Here is a 21,938-nt window from a genome sequence, read left to right as displayed (position 1 = left end):
AAAATGATTGATCTGCGCGACTTCGATGAAGCAGCTGCCTTGTCTGTCTTTCAGTTTTTGGATGCGGATGATCTGCGTGAAGCTGAGTTGGTGCGGGGGCGTGATTGTTCTCGTTACGGGCTTTGGGCCGATTGGCGCGCTATGGTTCCTGCGCATCTTCTGTCTGTTGTCGCGCATAAAACCGCAGCGTTTGGCAGTCCAGCCTTTGCCATTTTGGCCCTTGGCAATACGGGACAATCTGGCGTTGCACAGGCTGCACTTGTCGCGCGGGATCACAAAAAATATCGCAGATCGTTGGCCGAATTTGCGCTGACGATCCGCAACGAAATGCCCCGTTTTTGCCTCGAACGTGGGATCAATCGTGTGGAAGCGCGCGCATGGGCGGATCATCCGCGTGCGTCAGCGTTTTTAACCGCGGTCGGCTTTGTTCTCGAAGCTGAAATGTCGGGTTTCGGCGCTGATGGCGCTGTGACCTTTCGCCAGTTTGTCTGGCTTTCCCCTGAAATCCAAAAGGAGGCTTCAACATGTGCCTGATGAAACAACCAAATATCTCTGCGGCGTCTCAAGTTTTCGCATCGTCAAACAATTCCGAAAGTGTGCGCCAAGCTGACATCGAGGCGCGTCTGCGTCGTCGTCGCGGTGGGGCGGCTGCAAATGTATTAACAAGCGCCAATGGCATCCCTGCCACGCCCAAATTGGGGAGTGCGGTTTGATGGCTGAGCAAAAAACAATCGGCCATAACCCGACCTTTGCCAAAGAGGCAATGCGTCGGTGGGATGAGCTGAAAGCATTTCGCGCCAATTCAGAACGTGATTGGCAAGACATCGCGGCGTTGATCCGGCCACAGCGCAGTGGCATGGGGCGGTCAGATATAGGCGGGCAGCGCAAGTTTGAAAAAGCATTGTCGAGTGAGCCGATTATGGCCGCTGTTGATATGTCGGCAGGGCTTTATGCGGCGATCACCAACCCTGCCAGCAATTGGGTGGGGTTGCAAAGTTCAGACAGTGAGTTCAACAAGTGGAAGCCCATGGCAGACTGGATCGAGGTGTCCACAAAGCGCGTCATGGCGTCACTGTCGCCATCCAATTCGACGTTCTACAGCGCAACCTTTCAAGGCTATTCTGACATTGCGGCATTTGGTCAGTTCGCGGGCTATGACGAAATCGATCTTGTTGAGCGGCGCTTTATTGATCAAACGCTGTCGTTGTCAGAGGTTGTCGTGGACATCGATGGGCACAACCGTGTCTGCGAAGCGGTGCGCAAATTTTTCTTAAAGCCGCGTGCCGCTGTTCGGATGTTTAAAAAATCGGGTGATGTTGTTTCTGCCAAATTGATTGATATGGCTGAAAAAGGTGCAAACGACGACATCGCTTTTTTCCATCATGTTTGTCTAAATGATGGATACTCTGCAGGGGCGCTTGGCCCGCGTGGCAAACGGTATTTGTCTGTTTACGCCACCGAGCTTGAACAAAGCACAATTCGCGTGGCTGGGTTCGATGAAATGCCGTTTTATTATCCGCGTTGGGATGTGGATGGTGGGCAAATTTATGCAACTGGCCCTGGTCATGTTGCCCTGCCAAGTGCGCGTGTAAATCAACAAATGGACGCGGCAACCATACGTGCGGCACAAAAGGCTGCGGATCCGACGATGCTTGCACCGGATCGCCGCGCAATGCCGCTTGAAGGGCGGGTGCGCCCTGGCGAAGTGCTTTATGGGGGCATGAGCGTGCGTGGGCAGCCGCTGGTTGGTGCGTTGAACAATGTTGGTAATCTTAATCTGACGATCGACGAGAAACGCGAAAAAGTTCAGGCGATGAAGAACGCTTTTTATTATTCGCTGATGACCCTGCACAATCGGACAGGGATCACGTCTGAAGAAGTGCAAATCATCGAGGAAGCCAAGTTGCGCAGTTGGGCACCGCACGCGGATCGCATCATGGAGGAATATGCGGCCCGCAAAGTCGAGCGCCGGTTCCGTCAGCTTTGGCGTGCGGGCCAAATTCCACCGCCCCCCAAGGAGGCGCAGGGCTTGCCGCTGTCTGTGCGCTATCAATCGGCCGCGACACGGGCGCTTAAAGCGCGTGAAGGCATTGCTGTGCGTCAATTCATCAATGACTTGGGTGGTTTGGCACAGCTTTCAAGCTCAGGCACGCGCGCAGGGGATCGCTTTGATGAAGATGCCGCGATTGAGGCGTTGCATGATGCCAGCCCGACATTGCCGCAATCAATGCTGCGGTCACGCGAAGAAGCTGATGCGCGCGGTCAAAGTCGCGCAGAGCAACAGCAACAAATGATGCAACAGCAACAAATGATGGAAGCGGCCAAGGCAGGCGGCGGTTTGGCCAAAGACTTGGCTCAGGCACAGGCTGCAGGGGGTGTCCAATGAAGATTTGGGATCGCATTTCTATTGGCATTGCAACGTTTTTGCGTGGGGCTTCCGTTGAGGAGCATGTGGCCGCAGGTCAGGCGGCTGCCGATCTTGCCAAACGATGGTCGCACGCATTTGTCGTCAATCCAGAATTGGCCTGTGACATCATTCGCTTGAGTGGAATTTTGGCCATTGATCCACCGCTTTACGACAACGTGACGGGGCTTTTGGCCCCGCGCGATCCTTACCGTGAATTTGAGCAAAAGGGCGCTCGTGACCTTGCGCTTAAACTGCTCGCCGCCGGTGGGATGACACTGACAGAAATCAACGAACTTATGGAGACATCGGAATGAACTTTTTTGATCTGTATTTGAAGAAACCCGTTTTTGCGCCTGCTGATGATGCTGGTGCTGGTGCGGTAGCTGGTGATGCTGCGGCAGCCGGTGCCGCAGACGCGGGTGCTGGTGATGCTGGCGCGGCGGGTGCTGCCGATGCTGGTGCGGCAGGTGCCGGTGATGCGGGTGCTGCACCAGCTGTTGAAAAATGGTGGGAAAAAGACAAATTTACAGACGATCAACGGCGCTCTTTGACCGCGTCAGGGTATACCACCGAAGATCCATTGGACGCCATTGCCAAACTCACGGATGCTGAAATTGCAGCGCAACGCAAACTTGGCGCAAAGCCTGATCAGCTTATTGGCAAGCCCAAAGAGGGGCAGTCATTGTCTGAATGGAAAGCCGAAAATCGTGATCTGTTTGGCGTTCCTGAAAAGGCCGAAGATTACAAAATTGAAATTCCTGAAGGCTTTGGCGAAGGCGGTTTGAAATGGGACACTGATTTTGAGGGGCGTGTCCGTGAGCTTGCGCATGAGCGTGGCCTATCCAATGAGGATGTTCAGGGCCTCACCGAGATTTACGCAGATAAAATCAAAGCAATGGAAGGGGATGCCACACAGCAACTTGAGCGCGCCAACACGCAAATGATGACCGATCTCACAAAAGACTGGGGGGATCAAACCAATGCAAAAATTCAGCAAGCAAAAAGCGCGGCTGAAATGCTGGCCGCCAAGATTGGCATGGATAGCGAGGCTTTGGCTGGTCTTAGCGATGTTTTGTCCACCAAAGCGGGCGGTGATGCCAATACCCTGAAACTGTTCGCTGCCATTGGCGAAATGATGGGCGAAGACAGCATGGGGCAGATCCGCACCCTTGGCGGGTCTTTGACGACAACGCCAGAGCAAGCCCGCGCTGAGCTGGCCCAGCAACAATCGCCTGATGGGGAATGGTTCAAGGCAACTCAGGCCCGAAATAAAGCCGAGATCGACCGGCTAAAACCGCGCATGGATCAGCTGCGTAAAATTGCAGGATAGACTGTAACACCAAATGTGCCCTGCATGGTGAAAGTGCGGGGCACATTTAGTTTTTTATTGACTTTGGTTTCTTGTTGGTGTTCAGGTTTCTGTGCGCGGGTGGCCCCACGGGGTCCGCTGACATCAGGAATAGAACTGACGACTAGGCGGATGATACCCGTCAGGCGCAGGTCCGGTTAACCGGGTGGCCTCTCCGAAAAATCACACACTTAGATGAATTTTCGCAGGAGGGGCAAATGTCCTATCAACGCTTGGTTGAGTCACACAACCGCACAACCTATTCTGACAATATCAAAATGGTGGCCCAGCAACTCAAAAACCCTTTGGTTGATGCTGTCACCGTGACCCATGAAACAGGCGAAGCCGTTTCTGTAGCGGATCTTCTTGGCAAAAAAGATTACATTGAGGGCGAAGACGGTTCGCGTCGTAACCCAGACAATCCAACGCCAAACTCGCGCCGTTTTTTGTTAAAGCCTGGCGTGATCGAAGATGGCGAATATATCGACAAAGATTTGAAATTTAACCAAGCGATGGATCCAACGTCGAACTTGGTGAAAAACTCTGTCGCCACAGTTCAGCGTGGCGTTTTTGACCGCATTCTTGGCGTCAAAAAGAAATCGGATGGTACTTTTGGTATTCGTTCTGGTGGCATTTATGGTGCTGCGCTCGAAGGCAAGCGGGGCCAAACCAAGGTCCAAATCCCAGGCACATCTATCATCGCTGCTGGGTCTACCGGTTTGACGATTACCAAACTGCGCAAGGCGCAGGAAGGCATGGAAATCGAAGACTTTGGTCTTGAAGAAGAGCAGCAAATGTTTTCGATAATCTCGCCAAAGCAAAAAACTGATTTGCTGGAAATTGCAAAGGCGACAGGCACCGCGTTGAACCAGTTTGACCTTGAGCAAATCAAAACGGGCAAGCCGACAACGCTTCTTGGCATCACTTGGCTGTTTTCCAACCGTGTGCCGCATGTTGCTGGCAATCGCCGCATTGCTTTGTGGACCAAAGACAATGTTGTCGCGAACTTCTGGCAAGAATTGCAGGGCGATATGTGGAACGATACATCCGCCAAAAACATGCCCTACATCTACACCGACGCTTACGTTGATGCGACCCGTGCGGAAGATGCTGGTGTGCGTTTTATCGACTGTGTTGAAGGCTAAACCACAGTCTTGATGCGGCTGACTTAGCGTTGGCCGCCCCCTTTTCAATTCAATTAAGGAGATCATGCCATGGGCATCGTAGCTTTACTTAGCAATCTCATCAAAGATTTTTCAGACGTGGATGGCGTCGGTCCAGATCCGTGTGAGGCGCGTGGTCGCCTTGTGATCGCAACTGGCACAATCAGCAATGAGGCAGATGATAGCGACACATCGACCTATCATCTGTGTGACATTCCCAGCTATGCGCTTTTAGATCCAAGCACATTCTTTGATGTCACCAGTGATGGTTTCGCAGCCATCGCGATTGGCACGTTGACGGACAGCACGGCTTTTGTTGACCAGACCCAAGCAACGGAAAACCTGATCACGCCTGTCGCCCAAGGTGGGGCAGATCACGGCAAGCGCTTGTGGGAAGTTTTGGGGCTTTCAGAAGATCCAGGCGGAATGATCGGCATTTACAAACATGCAGCGGCAGATGCGGCGGGTGCCGGTTCGATGCCATTCCGGTTGGCGTATATCGCAAATTAAAAACGGCATCGGGTTTCGGCCCGAATGCTATTTCTTTGAGGGGCGAGCATGACCAATTCAATTGCGGTATCCACGATAGCGAAACAAGCCTTTCGGATCATGAAGCTCGCCCCCATTTCTTCATTTGCCGATGACAGTGAGCAAGCCGCAGCGGCGGGGGAACAATATCCTCATGCGCTGACGATGTGCCTAGAGGCCTATGATTGGTCATTTGCCCGTCATGTTGTCAAATTGCCAATGTCGGACCTGCCTGAAAACTGGGTGTCTGATTTGGAGCTGCCCTATCTGTATGAGTTGCCAGGTGATTGTGTTGCATTGCGTCACGTCATCGAAACAGGGGCGAATTGGCGCATCGACGGCACCTATCTGCGGGCGAGCGTTGAGGGCGGTTTTTCTATCCGCTACACGCGCTTGATTGAAAATGAAAAGTTGCTGCCATCCAAGTTTCAATATTTCGTTGCTGCTCAACTCGCCGGATTGCTCGCAGACGTCTATGTGCGTGAGGGATCTGAAGTTGACCGTATCAACAATAAAATTGTGACGAGTGAGCAAAAGGCGATCGACAACGATACATTGTCCGCTTCCTCTAGCCGGTCAGATGATCTTCCCGAAGCTGTTGATTGGGTGACGGAGGCAACGCGATGAGTGGCGTCCAAAACATCCCCCAAGTCAGCTTTAATGGCGGGGCAACGTCGCCGCTTCTATATGGCCGGACTGATTATCAGCGCTATCGCACTGGCGTTCGTGAAATTCGGGGTTTTATCCCTTTGCGTCAAGGTGGATTTACGCGCGCGCCAGGCACGATCTTTCGCGGTTATGTCAAAGACAATGCCGAGGCAAAGTTAGTTCCGTTTGAGTTTGCAAAAAACGATAGTCTGCTTTTGGAATTTTCCGACAGTGCGATGCGTGTTTGGCGTTATGGCGCGCTGATCGAAAACGTCGGCGTTTATGAATTGCCGACGCCGTTCTCATTGGACGATGTGAAAAACTTTTCGATCGTGCAATCTGCAGACGTGATCTACATTGCTGATGGCAACCGCACCATTCAGAAACTTAGCCGCTATGATTTGGATAATTGGACCATCGCGGATTGGGATCTGACCACAGGTCCGTTCCGCGTTCAAAATCTAGATGAGGATATTACGGTTTCTTGTTCTGCAAGTTCAGGAACCATCACTTTGACGGGTGTTGGTGATCCTTTTGATGCAGCACAGGTCGGCAGTTTGCTACAAATACAGCCCACCGATATTACTGAAATTCCGTTATGGACAGCTAACACCGAAGCGGCACCAGCTACAAACGGCGGAACCCAGGTTTGGCCGCATGAAGGCCTTGAAGGCTCAGGCGATCTATTCTTATCTGATAGCAGGATCTATGAGCTAACTGCAGGTAATCATACTGGGTATGAGCCGCCTGTGCATTTGGAAGGCGAGCAGCTTTACAACAAATCAGAGGGCACAACGTGGAAATTCGTTTCTGATTTGATCGGTGTTGTCCGGATCACGGCTGTCACTGATGCGAACACAGCGACGGCTGTAGTTATCAAAGCAATTCCAAATCCTTGTATTAATACGCCAACTTATCGCTGGTCAGAGGGCGCATGGTCTGACAAATATGGCTACCCATCGTCCATTGAAATTATGAAGCAACGTTTTGTTGCGGCTGCCACACCAAGTGAGCCACGTACTATTTGGTTTTCATTGATTGGTGACTATGACGACCACACCCCGTCGACCGAAGCGGATGGGGCCTTCCCGTATAATATTGATGGGTCAGAGGGCCAGAATGGCATTTCTTGGCTGCGCCGCAGTCGTAAGGGCATTTACATTGGCACTCTTGGCGAAGTCCTGCGTGGATTTTCTGCGACGACAGGGCAGGCAATCGGACCAACAACATTCGACACAGATGTCGAGGCAACAAATGGCGCCAGCCCCGCTTACCCAATCGCGCCCAACGGTTTTCCAATTTATGTGACCAAGGATCAAACGCGTATCGAAGAGCTGCGTTATTCATTCGAAGTTGATGGTGGTGCACCGATCGATCTGAGTTTGCCGTCTGAACATTTGGGTGCGGCAGGATTTGAGCAAATTGTTTGGCAATCCGCACCTTTGGGCCTTGCGTGGATCCGTAGAGCGGACGGCGAATTGGTCGTGATGATTTATGACGCAAAAGAAGAAGTTCTCGGCTGGGCCGAGGTTCCGATTGCGGGCGGTTTTGTTGAAAGCATGGCCGTTTCCAGTTCAGAGGACGGCAAACGAAATATCCTTACGATGGTTGTACGCCGTGAAATTAACGGCGCGACTGTGCGAATGGTCGAGGAGCAAGATGTTGTTTATGGGGCGTTGCCTGGTGAACCGGACATAAAGTTTGCAAATCACCTGTTTGCCAGCAAGGTTTTTGATCTTGAGGTCGCAACGGATACTTTCGACGTCCCTCATTTGATTGGCGAAAGTGTTTATGCGTGGACCGATGAGGGGCAGTTTGGTCCTTTTGAGGTGGATGTGGCAGGTCAGATTAATCTGCCTGTGGCCGTGGAATATGCCGTTGTTGGACTGTTTGACGACACACATCACGTTGATACGCACGATGTCGATGTTCAAGCCAAAGATGGTGACACCCGTGGTAAAAATAAGCGCATATCTCGCGGCGCAGCTGTTGTTGTTCATCGCACATCTGCGGGAACCATCCGAGGCATTGAGCGTCATTTTGGCCAAGATGAAATTGTAAGGCAGGCCGTACCCCTTGTGCCTGAACGTGTAGCGGCGTCTTTGACACGCGCATATTCGGGTATTTCAAAAGTTGATGCTTGGACCGGGTCTGCGGATGAGGTCAATTTTCGGTTTGAACCAAGCGGTGGCGCACCAATGACAGTCTTGGCCCTTGTCTCACCTGCAGAAGCGGGGGCCAACTGATGTGTATTCCTGCGGTAGGAACTGCGTTTGCATCGATGCTTGCGGGAGGGGGGGCAGCGACTGCTGCCGGTGCGACTGCAGCTGCAACCACAGGTGCAACGCTTGCGACATATGGGACATATTTGGCGGCAGCCGGCAGTCTGCTCAATGGCATCAACCAATCTCGCGCGGCCAAAGCCAATGCTAAACTCATTGAAAATCAACGTATCGAAGAAAAGACACTAACTGCGCAAAAAGACAGTCGCGCCCGTCGTCAATTCCAAGTTCAAATGAGCAAGCAGGTCGCAGAATTGGCGGAGCGCGGAGTGACGCTTGATAGTCCGACTGCTGTGTTGCTTGGTCAAGAAGCCGCTCAGGAAATGTCGTTCCAAAGCCAATCTATCCGTGCAACCGGCCAAGCAACGGATCGTGAGCTATCTGCCAGTGCGTCGGCTTATAGATCCCAAGCGTTCTCATCATTCCTTTCAGGAACCACAAAGGCGGCAGGCACATTGTTGACTGCCGCCCCTGATCTTTGGCCAAATCTTGGCGGGGAAGATGCGTATGTCTGAGTTAACAGTACCACGCGCAGGGCTTGATGCGGGGCGTTCGGCAACCGTTCGTGTCGAGGCAAATTCCGCAGCGGCCGACGTCGCGCAATTTGGCCAGACAATGGCCAATGTTGGAATGCAGCTTGAGGGGGATCGACTTGAGCGGGAAATGAACCGCCTGTCTATTGATCTTACCAAGGACATGAATGATCTTCGTTTGGATCTTGCCCAAATTGGCGATCCAGATCAATTGGAGGCCGTATTCAAATCGCGTGTCAAGGATCTGAAATCATCCTACATCGATGGTCAAAACGACTTGGGTCGCCCCCGTGTGGATCCACGAAATAAAGAAAAGTTTGGGCTGGCCTTTGATGATCTCGCTGTGCGTCAACAGTTTGCTGTTGGTTCGCAGGCGCTTGCAGGGCGATTTGCACAGCGTGAAGCGACCTACATTGAGTATGCTCACACGGCGGCATCGACGGCTGCAACAGCGGATCAAGACACGCGTGATGTGATGTTTGATCAAGGTTCAGCACAAATTGACCAACTAGAAGCGAATGGGATTATTGATCCTGCAACCGCCGCGCAACGCCGTTTGAGCTTGCGTGCATCGATGGATGAAGCGGCAGCGCTTTCATTGTTGAATGAAGATCCTCAACAGTTTTTAGACGCGGACGCTGACGGCGACTTTTCTGGTCTGTCAGGCGATAGCCGGTCGCGGTTCATTGCATCCGCCAACAACAAAATTTTGTCCGCACAGGCAAAAGCCGAAAAAGATTTAGAGATTGCAGTCAAGGCCGAAGAAAAAGCCGTTTCTGATCGTCTTGGTGAGATGTCGGGAATTTGGAGTGCTGGCCAACGCGCTGTTGATGAGGATGCTTATCTGAGCCGTCCCGATGTTCAAGCCCATCCCGATTTTCCAAAAGCAATGGCGCAAAAACAGTTGCTCGATGAACAGCCTGCACTTGATATGATGACTGTCGGCCAATTGGATCAGTTGGTAGATGCAGAGAAAAATCGCCCCAAGGCGTTCAAGTTTCAAGCCGAGCGGCTTGAGGTGTTGGAAGGCAAGCTCGCATCTGAAAAAGAAGCCTGGGCCAAAGACCCGATCGCGCAAGCGCGTCAAAAAGGATTTGGGGCACCAGAGGTTCCGCAGTTTGATCCAGAAAATCCAGATGCGTTTGCGCAAGGGCTAAATCAGATCCGCAATTATTCGTCGTCATTGGTAGAAAATGGCTGGACCGATCATGATGCTGTCTTTTCACAAGACGATATTACCAATTTAAAAGAACAGATTGCGGGTCAAGATGATCCTGCGCAGCTGGCTGTCATGGCCAAAGCAATCGTTGGGTCACTTGGCAGTCGTCCTGATGTTATCGGGCTTGTTTCAAACGATCCTGTTTTCCAATATGTTGGGTCATTGCAATTGAGCAATGGTTCGCCAAAACTCGCTGCAGAAATTCTTACGGGTCAACAGGCCGTTGCCCAGAAAACTGTTATATTGCCCCCACTCAAAGATCGGTTGGAGCCGACTTTTGAAAGTGTTGAAACGTTATTCTTGGACATTCCTGGCGGGCCAAAGTTGCAAGCCAATGTCATGGCGTCCGCTGATGCACTTTATGGTGCGCGCATGGGACGTGTAGATCCTGCGGATGACATCGATGAAGATGTGTATGGGCAGGCGTTGCATGAGGTTTTGGGCGGCACTGGCGCATTTGACGGTCGGAATGCCCGCGGTGGTGTGCAAGATGTTTTTGATACCAAGACGATGCTGCCGATGGGCATTAACGCCAAGCAAGTTGAAAATGCACTTGATGGCCTGACAAAGCAATTGGTCGATGATGGTCTTGGTGGGCCAAATAAAATCACCAAGACGGGTCATGATATTCTGTCTTCTGGCCTGTCTCGAATTGCTGTGCGTGCGGATGAAACTGGCGCGTTTGTTTCTTCTGATGATGTTCCATTGATCAATGGCCAAGACGTATTTCTGCAAAGTTTTGATCGGTTGAAAATCCGAGCCGTCGCGAATGGCGTTTTTGAATTTTTCTACACCGACCAACGCGGGCGCGTTTTGGTGCCTGAAACACAAAGCGGCGAGCCTTATCGGTTTTCAATGTCCGCCCTCATGAAGGGGGCGGCGAAGTGACGTTTTTCTTAGGCGATAAGTCCGTTGCGCCAGACGCAGACGCTATGGAAGCTCAAATTCCAACGACGTATCAGCGGACAACTGCATCGTTCAGTCAGAGGCGTTTTGAAACAGATTCAACAAATCGATCTGTTGTTTATCAAGGCGCTTTAGAGAGCGAAATTCTTGATGAATTGCGCTCAGCCGGAATGCCGCTGGATCCGTCGTTTGGATCCAAAGTGGGGCGCTTGGCTGCGGGGCCCCGCAATGAAATTTTTTCAATCATCACCTCTGCGCGCGAAGAAAATCCAGAAGCCTTTGCAGGACTGCCTGCCAGTGATGATGAGTTCGAGCAAATTTGGCAAGATCGACGTCGCCAAGATTACGCCGAACAAGTGGCCATTACAGATGCCGCACCTGCAGGCAGTTGGGCGGCTGAATTTTTGGGAGCAATGGGGTCTGATATTGCAGATCCTTTGACGGTGGGCACGGCAGTTATTGGTGCAGGTGCGGGTAGCGTTTTGCGTGTCGCAGCAACTGAGGCTGTGATTGGGGCGGCGACTGAAGCGGCAAATGTAGAATTTCGTGAAAAGCCAATTGCTGAAGATTTGGGGATCGAGCCGCCGTCAACTTTGAAATCTGCCGTTGCAGGCGGTGCTTTGTCAGGTGTGCTTGGCGGTGCGCTTGAAGGTGGTGCGCGCTATTTTCAGTATCGTGGCGCAAAGTCGAGTGCAGCTGAAGCTGCCCCAGCTGGCACGGATCCATTGGATGCAAATAGTGCGGTAGACGATGCTCAGGAGGCACTTGAGCGCGGGCAGCTAAATTCCAATGATGCGACTGGCAACAGTGTCTATCAGCTGCCTGAAATAAATCAGGATGCGCCCCCCAATTGGCAAGCTATTCGTGGCGGAATTTTTGCTGGGGAAAGCGGTGGCGATTATGGCGCGCTGTTTGGCTATTCAAACCGTGCAGGCGGGACTTTCGAAAATATCAGCCTGCCAGACATGACGGTAGATCAGGCCATCAAGTTTTCACATCCAGATGGCGCATACGGCCAATGGGTAAAGTCCAAGATTGGTCGTGTGGCCACGCCGATGGGAGCCTATCAAATTGTAGGAAGAACGCTAAGAGCTGCAAAAAAAGGTTTGCGCTTGACTGGCAATGAGTTGATGACGCCTGAATTGCAAGAGCAGCTTGGGATTTGGATTTATAAGCGCCAAGGCACCGGTGCCTGGGAAGGGTATCGCGGCCCCGATGCAGGTTTTCAGCCAAGCAATTCTGGTGCTGGGTTTTCGCCAACGTCTCGTGGATTTACTGGCACAGGCCAATTGCGCGCTGGCGATGATATTACCATCGATGTCAAATATGAAGCGGTTGATGCGAGTTTGCTGCAGCGTGCCAGTGGTGATTTGCAGCCGCGTGATAGATCGCGTGGCACGTCAGATGCTTGGATCGCAGACACGGCCGCGCGGCTTGATCCTGCGCTTTTGATGCCCGCCAGCACGGCGGATCGTGGCGCGCCAGTTGTTGGACCTGATGGGATCATCGAAAGCGGCAATGGTCGCGTTGCTGCCATCGAGCGGGCTTATGATCAACACCCCGATCGTGCGGACGCTTACCGAAACTCTATCCTAAATATGGGCGTGGAAATTCCTGATGGTGTAGACCGTCCTATTTTGATCGCAAGACGCGCGTCTGAGCTGTCTGACACCGCGCGAAAAGACTTTGTTGTCGCAGCCCAAGACAGTGGTGTTGCGCGCATGACGCCAACGGAAATTGCCCAGACCAGTGCGCGCGCTATGACGGCAGATCGCCTTGCAACGTTTCAGCCAGGCGCAAAAATTGTTGATGCTGAAAATGGTGAGTTTGTGCGATCTGTGCTTTCGGCTTTGCCGCGTTCTGAGCGCAATGCAATGTTTGATGCAAATGGTGCCTTGAATGCAGAAGGGCTGCGCCGCCTTGAGGGCGCATTCTACGCACGGGCATGGTCTGCGCCTGATTTGGTTTCTCGCGTTGTCGAAAGTGATGATGCGGGCGAATTAAAAGGGCTTATGGCGGCCATGCAAAAATCTGCCCCAGATTGGGCAACGTTGCGCGCTGAAATCGAAGCAGGTCAGGTCAAAGAGGCTTTCGACATTACCGACAGCGTCACTGATGCAATGCGCTTGATTGCGCGGGCGCGTGAAGAAGCAGGGCAGGGGCGTGCTGTTGCTGACATGGTGGTTGAGATGGTAGGTGAGGTTGATTTGCTTGAAGGCCCCGTGCCGCCTCTCACAGTGCGCCTGGTCAAGCATTTTTATCCAGATGGTCGTGTCGCATCGGCTGACAGCATCACAAGGTTTCTAACGTCATTCGCGCGTGAGGCGCGCCAGATAGGAAAGTCTGGCGACATGCTGGGCGGATCGCCCCGTGATGTGTTGGCATCGATCGACAAATCCTTTGCAGACTTGCCCGAAGACTTGGGGCGTCCGCGTGGGCGCATCTCACCAGATCAAATTGCCCCGATAAAAGAGCCTGTTGTTGTGCCTGAAATCGAAGGGCTTGATGTGGCGGCTTTGCGTGCTGAGTTTTCGTTGGATGATTTGTCGCCAGCCTTTTTGTCCGATGAGATCACTTTGCCTGATGGCACGACTGCAAGCGTGTCGGACCTACTTGATGATCTTGAGCAAGATCGCGGCCTCATCGATGCCGTGAGCCATTGCTATTTGGGGGGTGCTATATGACCAATATGGCTGACTGTATTTCAAGCGCGGTTAAAGCTGGACAGCTTGATCCGGCGCGTGCGAGCCAAGCGCGCTTGAATTTCCAACAGCTTGCCGCACGGTATGAGAATATCATGCCTCGCGCGCAAGCTCACGCCGCCGCTGCCGCAGACCTGAAGGAGGCAACTGAAGCTGCGGCGCGGCGGCGGTTCCATGCTGTGACCAACCAATTGCAAGCGATGCGTCGTTTACGCGATGCCGTTGAAACCGCTGATAATCCTGCGGCTGTATTGCGCAACCTGATCGAATATTCCGAAGGCTCTGGCTACAAAGGCGAAAGTGTTCGATCGATAAAGGAAGCCTACGAAAATCAAATTCGGGCAACCATTTCTGAGACACTCAATGAAACCGGTTTGAACGTGGCTGGTGCTTCACGCAATAAAGCCCGTTTGGAAAACCTAATTCGTGAGCTGCATGGTGAGGCCACGGGGGATGTGCGTGCGGTAGAACTGTCGAATGCTGTCCAAAAAGCACAAGATGATATGCGCAGAGCCTTCAACGCTCATGGTGGCGACATCGGCAAAATTGACGGTTATGGCGTGATGCACACGCATGACATTGCACAATTGCGCAAATCGACCTTTAACGCCTGGCGCGATGACATCGAGGGCAAGCTGGCGTGGGATAAAATCGACGACGCGGCCACTGGCAAACCGTTTGCTGCAGCGGGTCAAGTGCCATCCCGTGCGAAGTCTGAGAAATTTTTGAAAGATGTTTATGAGGGCATCACCACACGCGATTGGGATGATAAAGATCCATCAATGAGTGTTGGCGGGCGGGCATTGTACAACCAGCGTGCTGAAAAGCGCGTGTTGCATTTCAAAAGCGGCAGCGATTGGTTGGCTTACAACAAAAGTTTTGGCGCGACAGATCCGTTTTCCGCAATGATCAATGGCCTGTCAGGGCTGGCAAGTGATGTGGCTTTGATGCGCGTTCTTGGTCCTAACCCGCGTGCAGGATTGGAGTATGCCACTCAGGTCGCTAAAAAACGCGTTGCAACAGTTGCTGGCACTGCGAAAACACCAGATGCGCTGAAAGCGGCCGCAAAACTTGAGACGCGTGTGAACCACGAAGCGGCGCGCGCAAAGGCAATGCTGTCACACGTGACGGGTGACGCCAATGTTCCTGAGCATGCGGCCTTTGCGTCTTTCATGTCGGGCACGCGGTCTGTGCTGACATCGATCCAGTTGGGCAGTGCGGTGGTGTCGTCGTTTTCCGATTTGGCCACAATGAGAATGGCCTCAAAAATTATTGGCCTAAATCCAAACAATGCGATTTCAAAAAGTGTACAGCTGATGGCCAGTCATGCGACGCGCCAGACCGCTGCGCGCATGGGCTATGTCGCCAATACGCTGGCCGACGCTGGTGGGGGGAGTTCGCGTTATTTTGGTGAGCTGTTTGGCGCAGGTATCCCAGAACGTTTGGCTGGCTTCACTCTGCGGGCATCCGGTCTTTCGTTCATCACCGACATGCGTCGTATCGCATTCAAGATGGAATTTTCTGGTTTCATGGCTGACAATGCCGATCGCGCATTCGACCGGATTGATGACAGCCTGCGGCAGATTTTACAGCAGCGCGGCATTTCGTCCAGCGATTGGGATGCCCTGCGCGACCCTGCTGCCCGCTTTGTGGATCAGGCATCGGGTGCCGATTTTATCACACCCTCATATTGGCTTGAGGCCCAAACAGGTTTGAGCCGCGCAGAGGCCGAAGGCCTGTCTATGCGTCTTGATGCGATCATGTCCGAGCACATGGAATATGCAATCCCATCGGCATCGATAGAGGGGCGAGCCTTTATTCAAGGGGCTTCGGTGCCAGGTACGCTGGGTGGAGAATTGTTAAGAAGTGGATCGATGTACAAGAGCTTTGCGTATTCATTGACCCTTGGCCAAGTTCGCCGTTGGAAATCTCTCGATGGTCCAATGTCAAAGTTTCAGTATGCCGTTGAAATGAGCGCATCATTGCTGCTTATGGGGGCGATTTCTTTGCAGCTTAAAGAGATAATCAAAGGCAATGACCCACGTCCGATGAATGAATTAAAGTTCTGGGGCGCAGCGTTGATGCAAGGTGGTGGTCTTGGCATCTTTGGTGATTTTTTTGCGTCAGAAACAAACCGTATGGGTGGCGGGTTCGCCCAGACTTTGGCTGGACCCGTTATTGGCTTTGGTAGCGATATTGCGGGCCCAATTCTTTCAAATGCGGCGCGGTTTGCAAATGGTGATGACCTATTGATTGGCCGAGATGTCGCTAATTTTGTGCGTCGCGATACTCCATTTTTCTCAAGCCATTGGGCCTCTCGCGCCGCCTATGACCGCATGGTGGCTGACACCCTGCAACGGTGGCTTGACCCTGATGCAGAGGCGATTTGGCGTCGGCAAGAACGTCAACGCGAGCGCGATTATGGCGCGACTGCATGGTGGGGAAAAGGTGATGTTTTGCCAAGCCGCGCCCCTGATCTTTCAAATGTAACTGGAGCCAAATAATGACAACCGAAGCATTTACGCCAGTCGTGCCCAAAACAATAAACGGAATTGGCCCATACGCAGTTTCGCATGAGTATGATCTTGGCGCGTTAACATGCTGGGTCTTGGCAGGCGGTAACTTGATAGAGCTATCCAGCGATAAATATTCAGTTTCGCCTGAAGCCTCTGAAGTGTCTGGCAATGTCTATTTGACAGAGCTGACAGCCGATACTTACGACGGCGAAAAAATGTTTATCATTCGTAGAACGCCTGTAGAGCAAGGTTGGACCGGCCTATCTGCCAGAGAAGTTTCGTTGGCGAAACAGTTAGATCAACTGTCGCGTAGCGTTCAAGAAAATACAGCTAATATTGATCGCTCAATTCGCTTTCCCTTTAGTTTCGATCCAATTGATTTTATTACTTCTGACGCAACAGAGCGCGCAGGAAAGGTAATTTCCTTCGATGAAACAGGAACAAAGCCTGTCGCCGTAATAACGGCGGAGGATATTGCAAATGCACAAGGTAATGCGGAAGAAGTGGCGGCTGATCGCATTGCTGTCGAACTCGCTGCGGCCAAACTAATTTTCTCATACACGGACAGCGCGAACATGGCGGCTAACCTCACGTCTGGGGGTGACGGAACTATCCACAACGAGACGGAGAGAAACCTTTCTTGGGTCGAAGATAGCACCTCGCCACTGACTAAAAACGGTGTTGGTTTGCGGCCTGTTATTGATCGGGACGGGAAGGTAGACCTAGAACAGTTTTGGGCGAGCGCTGACTTTGACGACAACGCGGAGATTATCGACCTAGCCATTTCGATGGGTTACGAAAAAATTACAGGAAGCGGCGGTCGTTACAAAACCAGTGGTGGGCACCTACTCGACGCGGTGAGGATTGTAGGCGGCAAGTTTATCCATATAAACGGAAGCATCTTGTCATGCACCTATGCGCAAGCGGGAACTGACGAAATAACAGTGTATTACGTAGGGCACGGCGTCAAAGCGGGCCAGTCTGTTTACATGACCGTCACGCTTGGAGATGTAACAACAGGTCTATACACAGTGCAATCTGTAACAGACGACAGCTTTGTTGTGGGCGGCCCTGAGCTAACCACTTCTGGCACTGTGACTGTGGACCCTTCATTCTGCTGCTTTAAGATTTTCAGAGCTACCTTTGCGGGCCAAACAAAACACACGGGGCTGCATGACGGTGTTGAACTGTTTTCTGAGCGCACGCGAGTACATGGTGCTGGTACTATGATCCAGAACTACGCACACGCTGTAATCGACGCGGAGATTTGGGACTACGATGCAGCGGGTGAGTACGGCACATTACTCGAAAACTATGATGGCCGTTGGGCGGAGCGCTGGCGGATTAACGTCTTGTGGGTCAATTGTAAACACGACATCGCTTTTCGCAACAACAACGCAGTGCCTGGAACAGCGAGCTTTGCTTACGGTAAACTAGAGGGTGTTGGTTCGACCAAACCGGAAGGCGGCACGGGAATTGAGATTGATGGCGTCGATCCCTACGGTGTTTCGTGGGACATGGTAATTTACCAAGAGGGTGACGAAAACTTTATCGGGGTCAATGTCATCAACGGCGGAAAGCTGAACAAAGGATCGGGTTTCATTCGTGGCGAGGCTGCGGGTGACGAGACACCAGAGCATACGTTTTTCCGTGTAGATAGCACCTCAGAATTTCGTGACAATATGGGCCTCGACCTGTTCAGTGGAAACGGCGAGATTGACATTCATGCGTCAGCAACCGTTGTCAATAACCGCTCAGTCATATCTTCACTAAACCCTCACGTCCGCCTGACTTTTGACAATCGGATCGCTGTGAGCGCACGGCTCGGTTCGAGCTTTGACCTCGACGCAGATACGTGGACTACCATTACGGGTTGGACTGAGGACAAAGAGCGCCCTAGTGGTGCAAATAACTTTAGCTCCGGCATTTTCACAGCTCCTATGCGGGGACTCTACGACGCTAAACAAAGTTTAGCCTTCACGCCACGATCCACAGGCGTAAAAATGGCGGTTCGCGTTGTGGGTCCGAGTCGTACATACGTCCTTGGGAGCCAAGTATCACCTAAATACTACTCCTATACGGACGGGGTTGATACTGAGTTGCAGGACGCGGACACAGCCCTTAGCGATGTGATCGTTGTCGGCAGTCATCCTATATGGCTGGAAAAAGGTGAGACCCTTACATTTCAAGGTTATTCTAGCGTCGCGGACACTATCAGGGCCTCGGATACTAACGGGTCCTCCTCCCTTCTCTCCGTCGAGTACCTATCATCATGATCGCCCTATTCCGCATACACGCCGAACTAATAACGACAAGCAATGACGAGACAGTTGAGGTAATTTAACTATGACGAAACTTGAGGCAATTATGACAAAAACAACAACAGGGGTATCAGCGGTTGGGGTGACGATGCCAGCTTGGTGGCCGACATTGGAGGGGGCAAGCAATGTAGCTGTTTTGTTGGTTCCTATCTTGTCGGCCCTTTGGTTGAGCTTGCAGATATTTACATTTGCGCGAAAGCATTGGCGGGCTTACCGAACGGCGGATGATGGGTTTATGGGGCGTCGTGGTGCGTTTGGTATCCTGGCTGCGGCATCACTTGCCGCGGCGGTGCCTGTGGTGTCTCAGTTTGAGGGGCGAAGTTTAAATGCTTACCGAGACATTGTTGGTGTGGCGACGATCTGTGATGGCGTGACGCTTGGTGTGACGATGGGGGACACTGCCACACATGCTGAATGCGATCAGCTCTTAGCGCGAGAGCTGCGGGCACATGCGGCGGGCTTGTCTGCTTGCATCTCGGATGATGTGGAAAAGACGATCCCGCGAGATATGGCCGTGGCCCTGATCTCGTGGACCTACAATGTGGGGATTACTGCCGCTTGCGGATCTACGCTGGTGCGCAAGCTCAATGCCGGTGATCTTGTCGGGACATGTGAGCAGCTACCACGATGGAACCGTGCGGGTGGGCGCGTAGTGCGCGGCCTCACGAACCGGCGCGCGGCTGAATTTGATATGTGCATCGAGGCGCTGTGATGAAGATATTATCAGCAATCACCATAGCCGCGCTGTGTGGGTGCCTAGGACTTTTCGCTTGGGTCATGTTTCTGCGGTCTGGCAATGACGTCCTGCGCGACGATTTAAAGGATGCACAGATTGCCTTGGCGGTATGCAAGGCCGATGTACTCAACCAAATCCAACATGAGGAACGTGAAAATGAAGTCAACGCCACACCTGATGCTGATCTTGGCGTCCTTATTCGTGATGAATGGATGCGCAACGCCGGAGATTGAGGTCACTCAAGACCCCAAGTTTTGCAACCTATACGAACCCCGTAAGTTCTCACAGCAAGAAATTGATTGGCGATCTGATAACGCTCCGTGGAACCTTCGCCGTGACATCACCAACAACAAAGATTTCGATGATGAGTGTGGAGATAATCCTGTCTAATGCCCCAAATACAGGCGATAGTAGATTGCGAGGAAAAAGGTCATCGGCCAAGATATAATGATCAGGGTTCTATTCGCGCGCGCGCCTCCGATAGCATAAATGCCAGGGACGTAAAAAAAGTAATACCGTGCATTCTGAAACGCATGCGTCAATGACCCAAATAACATGATTGTCAAAAATCCAGAACGAGCAGCGGGCGATTTTATGATGTCTATATAGAAGCTTTTCGATAGCAGTTTTTTCCCTAACGCCGCTATGAAAAAGAAAACAGTATATGTGAACCCAAAGTAATAATCTATTTGAGGCTGTATCCCAATTGTCATCGAAGACAAAAAGACAATCACAGATTCAATATACGAAAATTCGGGGTTCACGATGTCTCTCGTATAGTTGTATGCGGCGAGGCCGGGGACGAATGGAAACAAAAGTGATATGTTTTTGTCGATAAAAATAATACCGGCAATCAAGATGAAAATCCAATATAGCTTAGGTTTAAGCACAGATAAAACGATGAAAGACAGCCTGAAAAGCACGATGATTAGGCCGTTGTTTTCATCAAAGAACACCGTCATACCAAGCAGCATCAATATAACCATGACTTCCCGTTTCCAGCCCAATCCAAGAGCGATCAGTGCAAAGGGAAAAAACACGAATTCCACCTTTAATTTCGTGGCTAGGTATGCAGAAAAGGGCAACGCCAAATAGGTGATCAATACTTCACGCTTGATGAGGCCCATTGCTCTAAGCGTCATGACAATCAGAAATGACACCAACGCCATCACGATACGCAAGCTCACCTGATTGTTTTCATCATAGAACGGCTGTCCTTCAGCTAACAAAGCGTTGAACTGACGCCAGCCACGAACAGCATCGCCATAGCCTTGCACTTCTGGATTAAAAAAACTGATACACATCGCAATATTGCCAATGAAAATTAAGGCTGCGACGTAAACGTCAAAATTGGGACGCGAACGAATTGTTTGTGTAGCAGGATCAAAAGTCATCTGGATCTGGCTCCAAGCAGTCGATGTCCAATTTTAACAGCGGGACGCTCAACCAAATGAAACAGGGGTGCTGAAATCAAAATGGACAGCAGCATCACTAGAATGAACAGGATCACGCCTTTTTCAAACCAAGGCGAGATGAGATAAATGATGATCATATGGAACAGATAGATGCCGTAGCTCCAATCCCCCAGCGCTCGCACATGTTTTCCCAAATCAAGCTGTGGGCGTTTTAAAATAACGACAAAGATCAACATGCCCACAATGTAAGTCACGATGTAACGGCTTGAGGTCTCGCCAAAACTTATCGAAAACGAGTAAGCAATCCAGCAGGTTGGGATGGCGACAATTAGGTATGTTTTTATGGGAGGCAAAATGGATTTCCCTTGATTGCTCAAAAAGCGCATTTGAGCGCCGCTGAACATACAAAGAAGCCCCAGAGGTAGCGCAACAGGAAGCTTGGCTTGGAGGCCCCAACGGGCAATGGCCATCAAAATACACACTGCACCCAGCGCCCACAAAACAGTCCTAAAATGATCTGTAAGCAGGGCGGGGCGGAAAAGAAGGCATGCCGTGATGATCGAATACAGCGCAACTTCGATTGTCAGTGTCCAATAGACATCGATGGCATTCTCAAATCCTAAAAATTGTTGAGCCATTGTAATGTTTGCAATCCAATCAGCCAATTCCAATTCAGAGCGCCAAACGACGAAGGCAAACAGCAAAGAGACCCAATACAGCGGATACAGCCGGAACAATCGTTTGATCAAAAAGCGCTTTGCTGAGCCGTCACTTGCAGCACTTGGAATGACCAGAAACCCTGACAAGAAGAAAAATACAACGACACCAATTTTGCCTGGGTCGAATACCGCGTCGTAAAACCATCCATCCTTGGGCATCGTGTGAGAGAATACGACCAAAAACGCAGCTAAGCCTCTCACGGCTTCAATAAGTGCAAAGCGTTGCGATGTTCCATTTTTTTTCTGGATATCATTCGTCACTTTAAGCTCTCCAAATAAAACGGCCGTTTTTTGTTTCTTAAACATTGAGCTCGATATGTCGACTCAAAGATTTAGGTCGGGCCTGAAATATGTTCGTTTAGAGTGTCAAAAGTGCTTGAGTTTTCATCTCCACCTCACTCTAACCCAATGTGTATCCATGGACCTCGCAGTTTGTGCAGATGACAATCTCCATAAGTATTTATCTCCTTTGGGTTCAGTGGAGTGCTCACCAAC

The 21,938-nt window shown here is 51.5% G+C and carries 18 protein-coding genes; 16 read left to right on the top strand and 2 right to left on the bottom strand.

All coding sequences use genetic code 11. The features are described 5' to 3' along the window. The first annotated feature begins 3 nt into the window (after positions 1-3). The 16 genes from KO497_RS08515 to KO497_RS08440 all read left to right on the top strand — a co-directional run bounded on the left by KO497_RS08515 (position 4) and on the right by KO497_RS08440 (position 19,542). A complete protein-coding gene (locus KO497_RS08515; protein ID WP_215943536.1) occupies positions 4-534 on the top strand; it encodes a hypothetical protein in 531 nt (176 codons plus the stop codon). Then, the gene (locus KO497_RS08510; RefSeq protein WP_215943535.1) at positions 525-713 is read left to right on the top strand and encodes a hypothetical protein; all 189 of its coding nucleotides are present in this window, start codon (positions 525-527) and stop codon (positions 711-713) included. The genes KO497_RS08515 and KO497_RS08510 overlap by 10 nt, the downstream gene beginning before the upstream one ends. Continuing rightward, complete coding sequence (locus tag KO497_RS08505) at positions 713-2,386, top strand: portal protein (protein ID WP_215943534.1); 1,674 nt, start codon at positions 713-715, stop codon at positions 2,384-2,386. Before KO497_RS08510 ends, KO497_RS08505 begins: the two co-directional genes overlap by 1 nt. After that, positions 2,383-2,721 carry a hypothetical protein gene (locus KO497_RS08500; protein WP_215943533.1) on the top strand — a complete coding sequence of 113 codons (339 nt, stop codon included), beginning with the start codon at positions 2,383-2,385 and terminating at the stop codon, positions 2,719-2,721. Before KO497_RS08505 ends, KO497_RS08500 begins: the two co-directional genes overlap by 4 nt. Beyond that, on the top strand, positions 2,718-3,737 hold the full coding sequence (locus KO497_RS08495) for a hypothetical protein (RefSeq protein ID WP_215943532.1): 1,020 nt from the start codon (positions 2,718-2,720) through the stop codon (positions 3,735-3,737). Before KO497_RS08500 ends, KO497_RS08495 begins: the two co-directional genes overlap by 4 nt. 236 nt (positions 3,738-3,973) lie before the next feature. Beyond that, positions 3,974-4,900: a phage capsid protein gene (locus KO497_RS08490; protein WP_215943531.1), complete on the top strand. Its 927-nt coding sequence runs from the start codon at positions 3,974-3,976 to the stop codon at positions 4,898-4,900. Positions 4,901-4,969: 69 nt separating this feature from the next. Then, a complete protein-coding gene (locus tag KO497_RS08485) occupies positions 4,970-5,428 on the top strand; it encodes a hypothetical protein (protein ID WP_215943530.1) in 459 nt (152 codons plus the stop codon). Between the two features lie 48 nt (positions 5,429-5,476). Further along, positions 5,477-6,073 carry a hypothetical protein gene (locus KO497_RS08480; protein WP_215943529.1) on the top strand — a complete coding sequence of 199 codons (597 nt, stop codon included), beginning with the start codon at positions 5,477-5,479 and terminating at the stop codon, positions 6,071-6,073. Continuing rightward, on the top strand, positions 6,070-8,340 hold the full coding sequence (locus tag KO497_RS08475) for a hypothetical protein (protein WP_215943528.1): 2,271 nt from the start codon (positions 6,070-6,072) through the stop codon (positions 8,338-8,340). The genes KO497_RS08480 and KO497_RS08475 overlap by 4 nt, the downstream gene beginning before the upstream one ends. Continuing rightward, complete coding sequence (locus KO497_RS08470) at positions 8,340-8,891, top strand: hypothetical protein (protein ID WP_215943527.1); 552 nt, start codon at positions 8,340-8,342, stop codon at positions 8,889-8,891. The genes KO497_RS08475 and KO497_RS08470 overlap by 1 nt, the downstream gene beginning before the upstream one ends. Next, positions 8,884-11,016 (top strand): hypothetical protein, encoded by a 2,133-nt coding sequence (locus KO497_RS08465; protein ID WP_215943526.1) that lies wholly within the window; start codon positions 8,884-8,886, stop codon positions 11,014-11,016. The genes KO497_RS08470 and KO497_RS08465 overlap by 8 nt, the downstream gene beginning before the upstream one ends. Continuing rightward, positions 11,013-13,718, top strand: coding sequence for a hypothetical protein (locus KO497_RS19430; protein WP_215943525.1), 2,706 nt, complete (start codon positions 11,013-11,015; stop codon positions 13,716-13,718). The genes KO497_RS08465 and KO497_RS19430 overlap by 4 nt, the downstream gene beginning before the upstream one ends. Then, complete coding sequence (locus tag KO497_RS08455; RefSeq protein WP_215943524.1) at positions 13,715-16,240, top strand: hypothetical protein; 2,526 nt, start codon at positions 13,715-13,717, stop codon at positions 16,238-16,240. Before KO497_RS19430 ends, KO497_RS08455 begins: the two co-directional genes overlap by 4 nt. Next, positions 16,240-18,528: a hypothetical protein gene (locus tag KO497_RS08450; RefSeq protein WP_215943523.1), complete on the top strand. Its 2,289-nt coding sequence runs from the start codon at positions 16,240-16,242 to the stop codon at positions 18,526-18,528. Before KO497_RS08455 ends, KO497_RS08450 begins: the two co-directional genes overlap by 1 nt. A gap of 91 nt (positions 18,529-18,619) precedes the next feature. After that, positions 18,620-19,285, top strand: a complete 666-nt coding sequence (locus KO497_RS08445) for a lysozyme (RefSeq protein WP_215943522.1) — start codon at positions 18,620-18,622, stop codon at positions 19,283-19,285. Further along, positions 19,285-19,542, top strand: coding sequence for a hypothetical protein (locus KO497_RS08440; RefSeq protein WP_215943521.1), 258 nt, complete (start codon positions 19,285-19,287; stop codon positions 19,540-19,542). Before KO497_RS08445 ends, KO497_RS08440 begins: the two co-directional genes overlap by 1 nt. Positions 19,543-19,695: 153 nt before the next feature. Here the strand turns inward: KO497_RS08440 and KO497_RS08435 are convergent, their stop codons facing one another. Beyond that, on the bottom strand, positions 19,696-20,703 hold the full coding sequence (locus KO497_RS08435) for a hypothetical protein (protein WP_215943520.1): 1,008 nt from the start codon (positions 20,701-20,703) through the stop codon (positions 19,696-19,698). Next, positions 20,700-21,749, bottom strand: a complete 1,050-nt coding sequence (locus tag KO497_RS08430) for an acyltransferase family protein (RefSeq protein ID WP_289846666.1) — start codon at positions 21,747-21,749, stop codon at positions 20,700-20,702. The genes KO497_RS08435 and KO497_RS08430 overlap by 4 nt, the downstream gene beginning before the upstream one ends. Positions 21,750-21,938 lie beyond the last annotated feature (189 nt).

Origin of the sequence: Pacificibacter marinus, from assembly GCF_018860665.1 — a bacterium.
GTDB lineage: Bacteria > Pseudomonadota > Alphaproteobacteria > Rhodobacterales > Rhodobacteraceae > Celeribacter > Celeribacter marinus_A.
The sequence above is the reverse complement of the archived record's forward strand: the minus strand, read 5'-3'. Positions and strand labels throughout refer to the sequence as shown.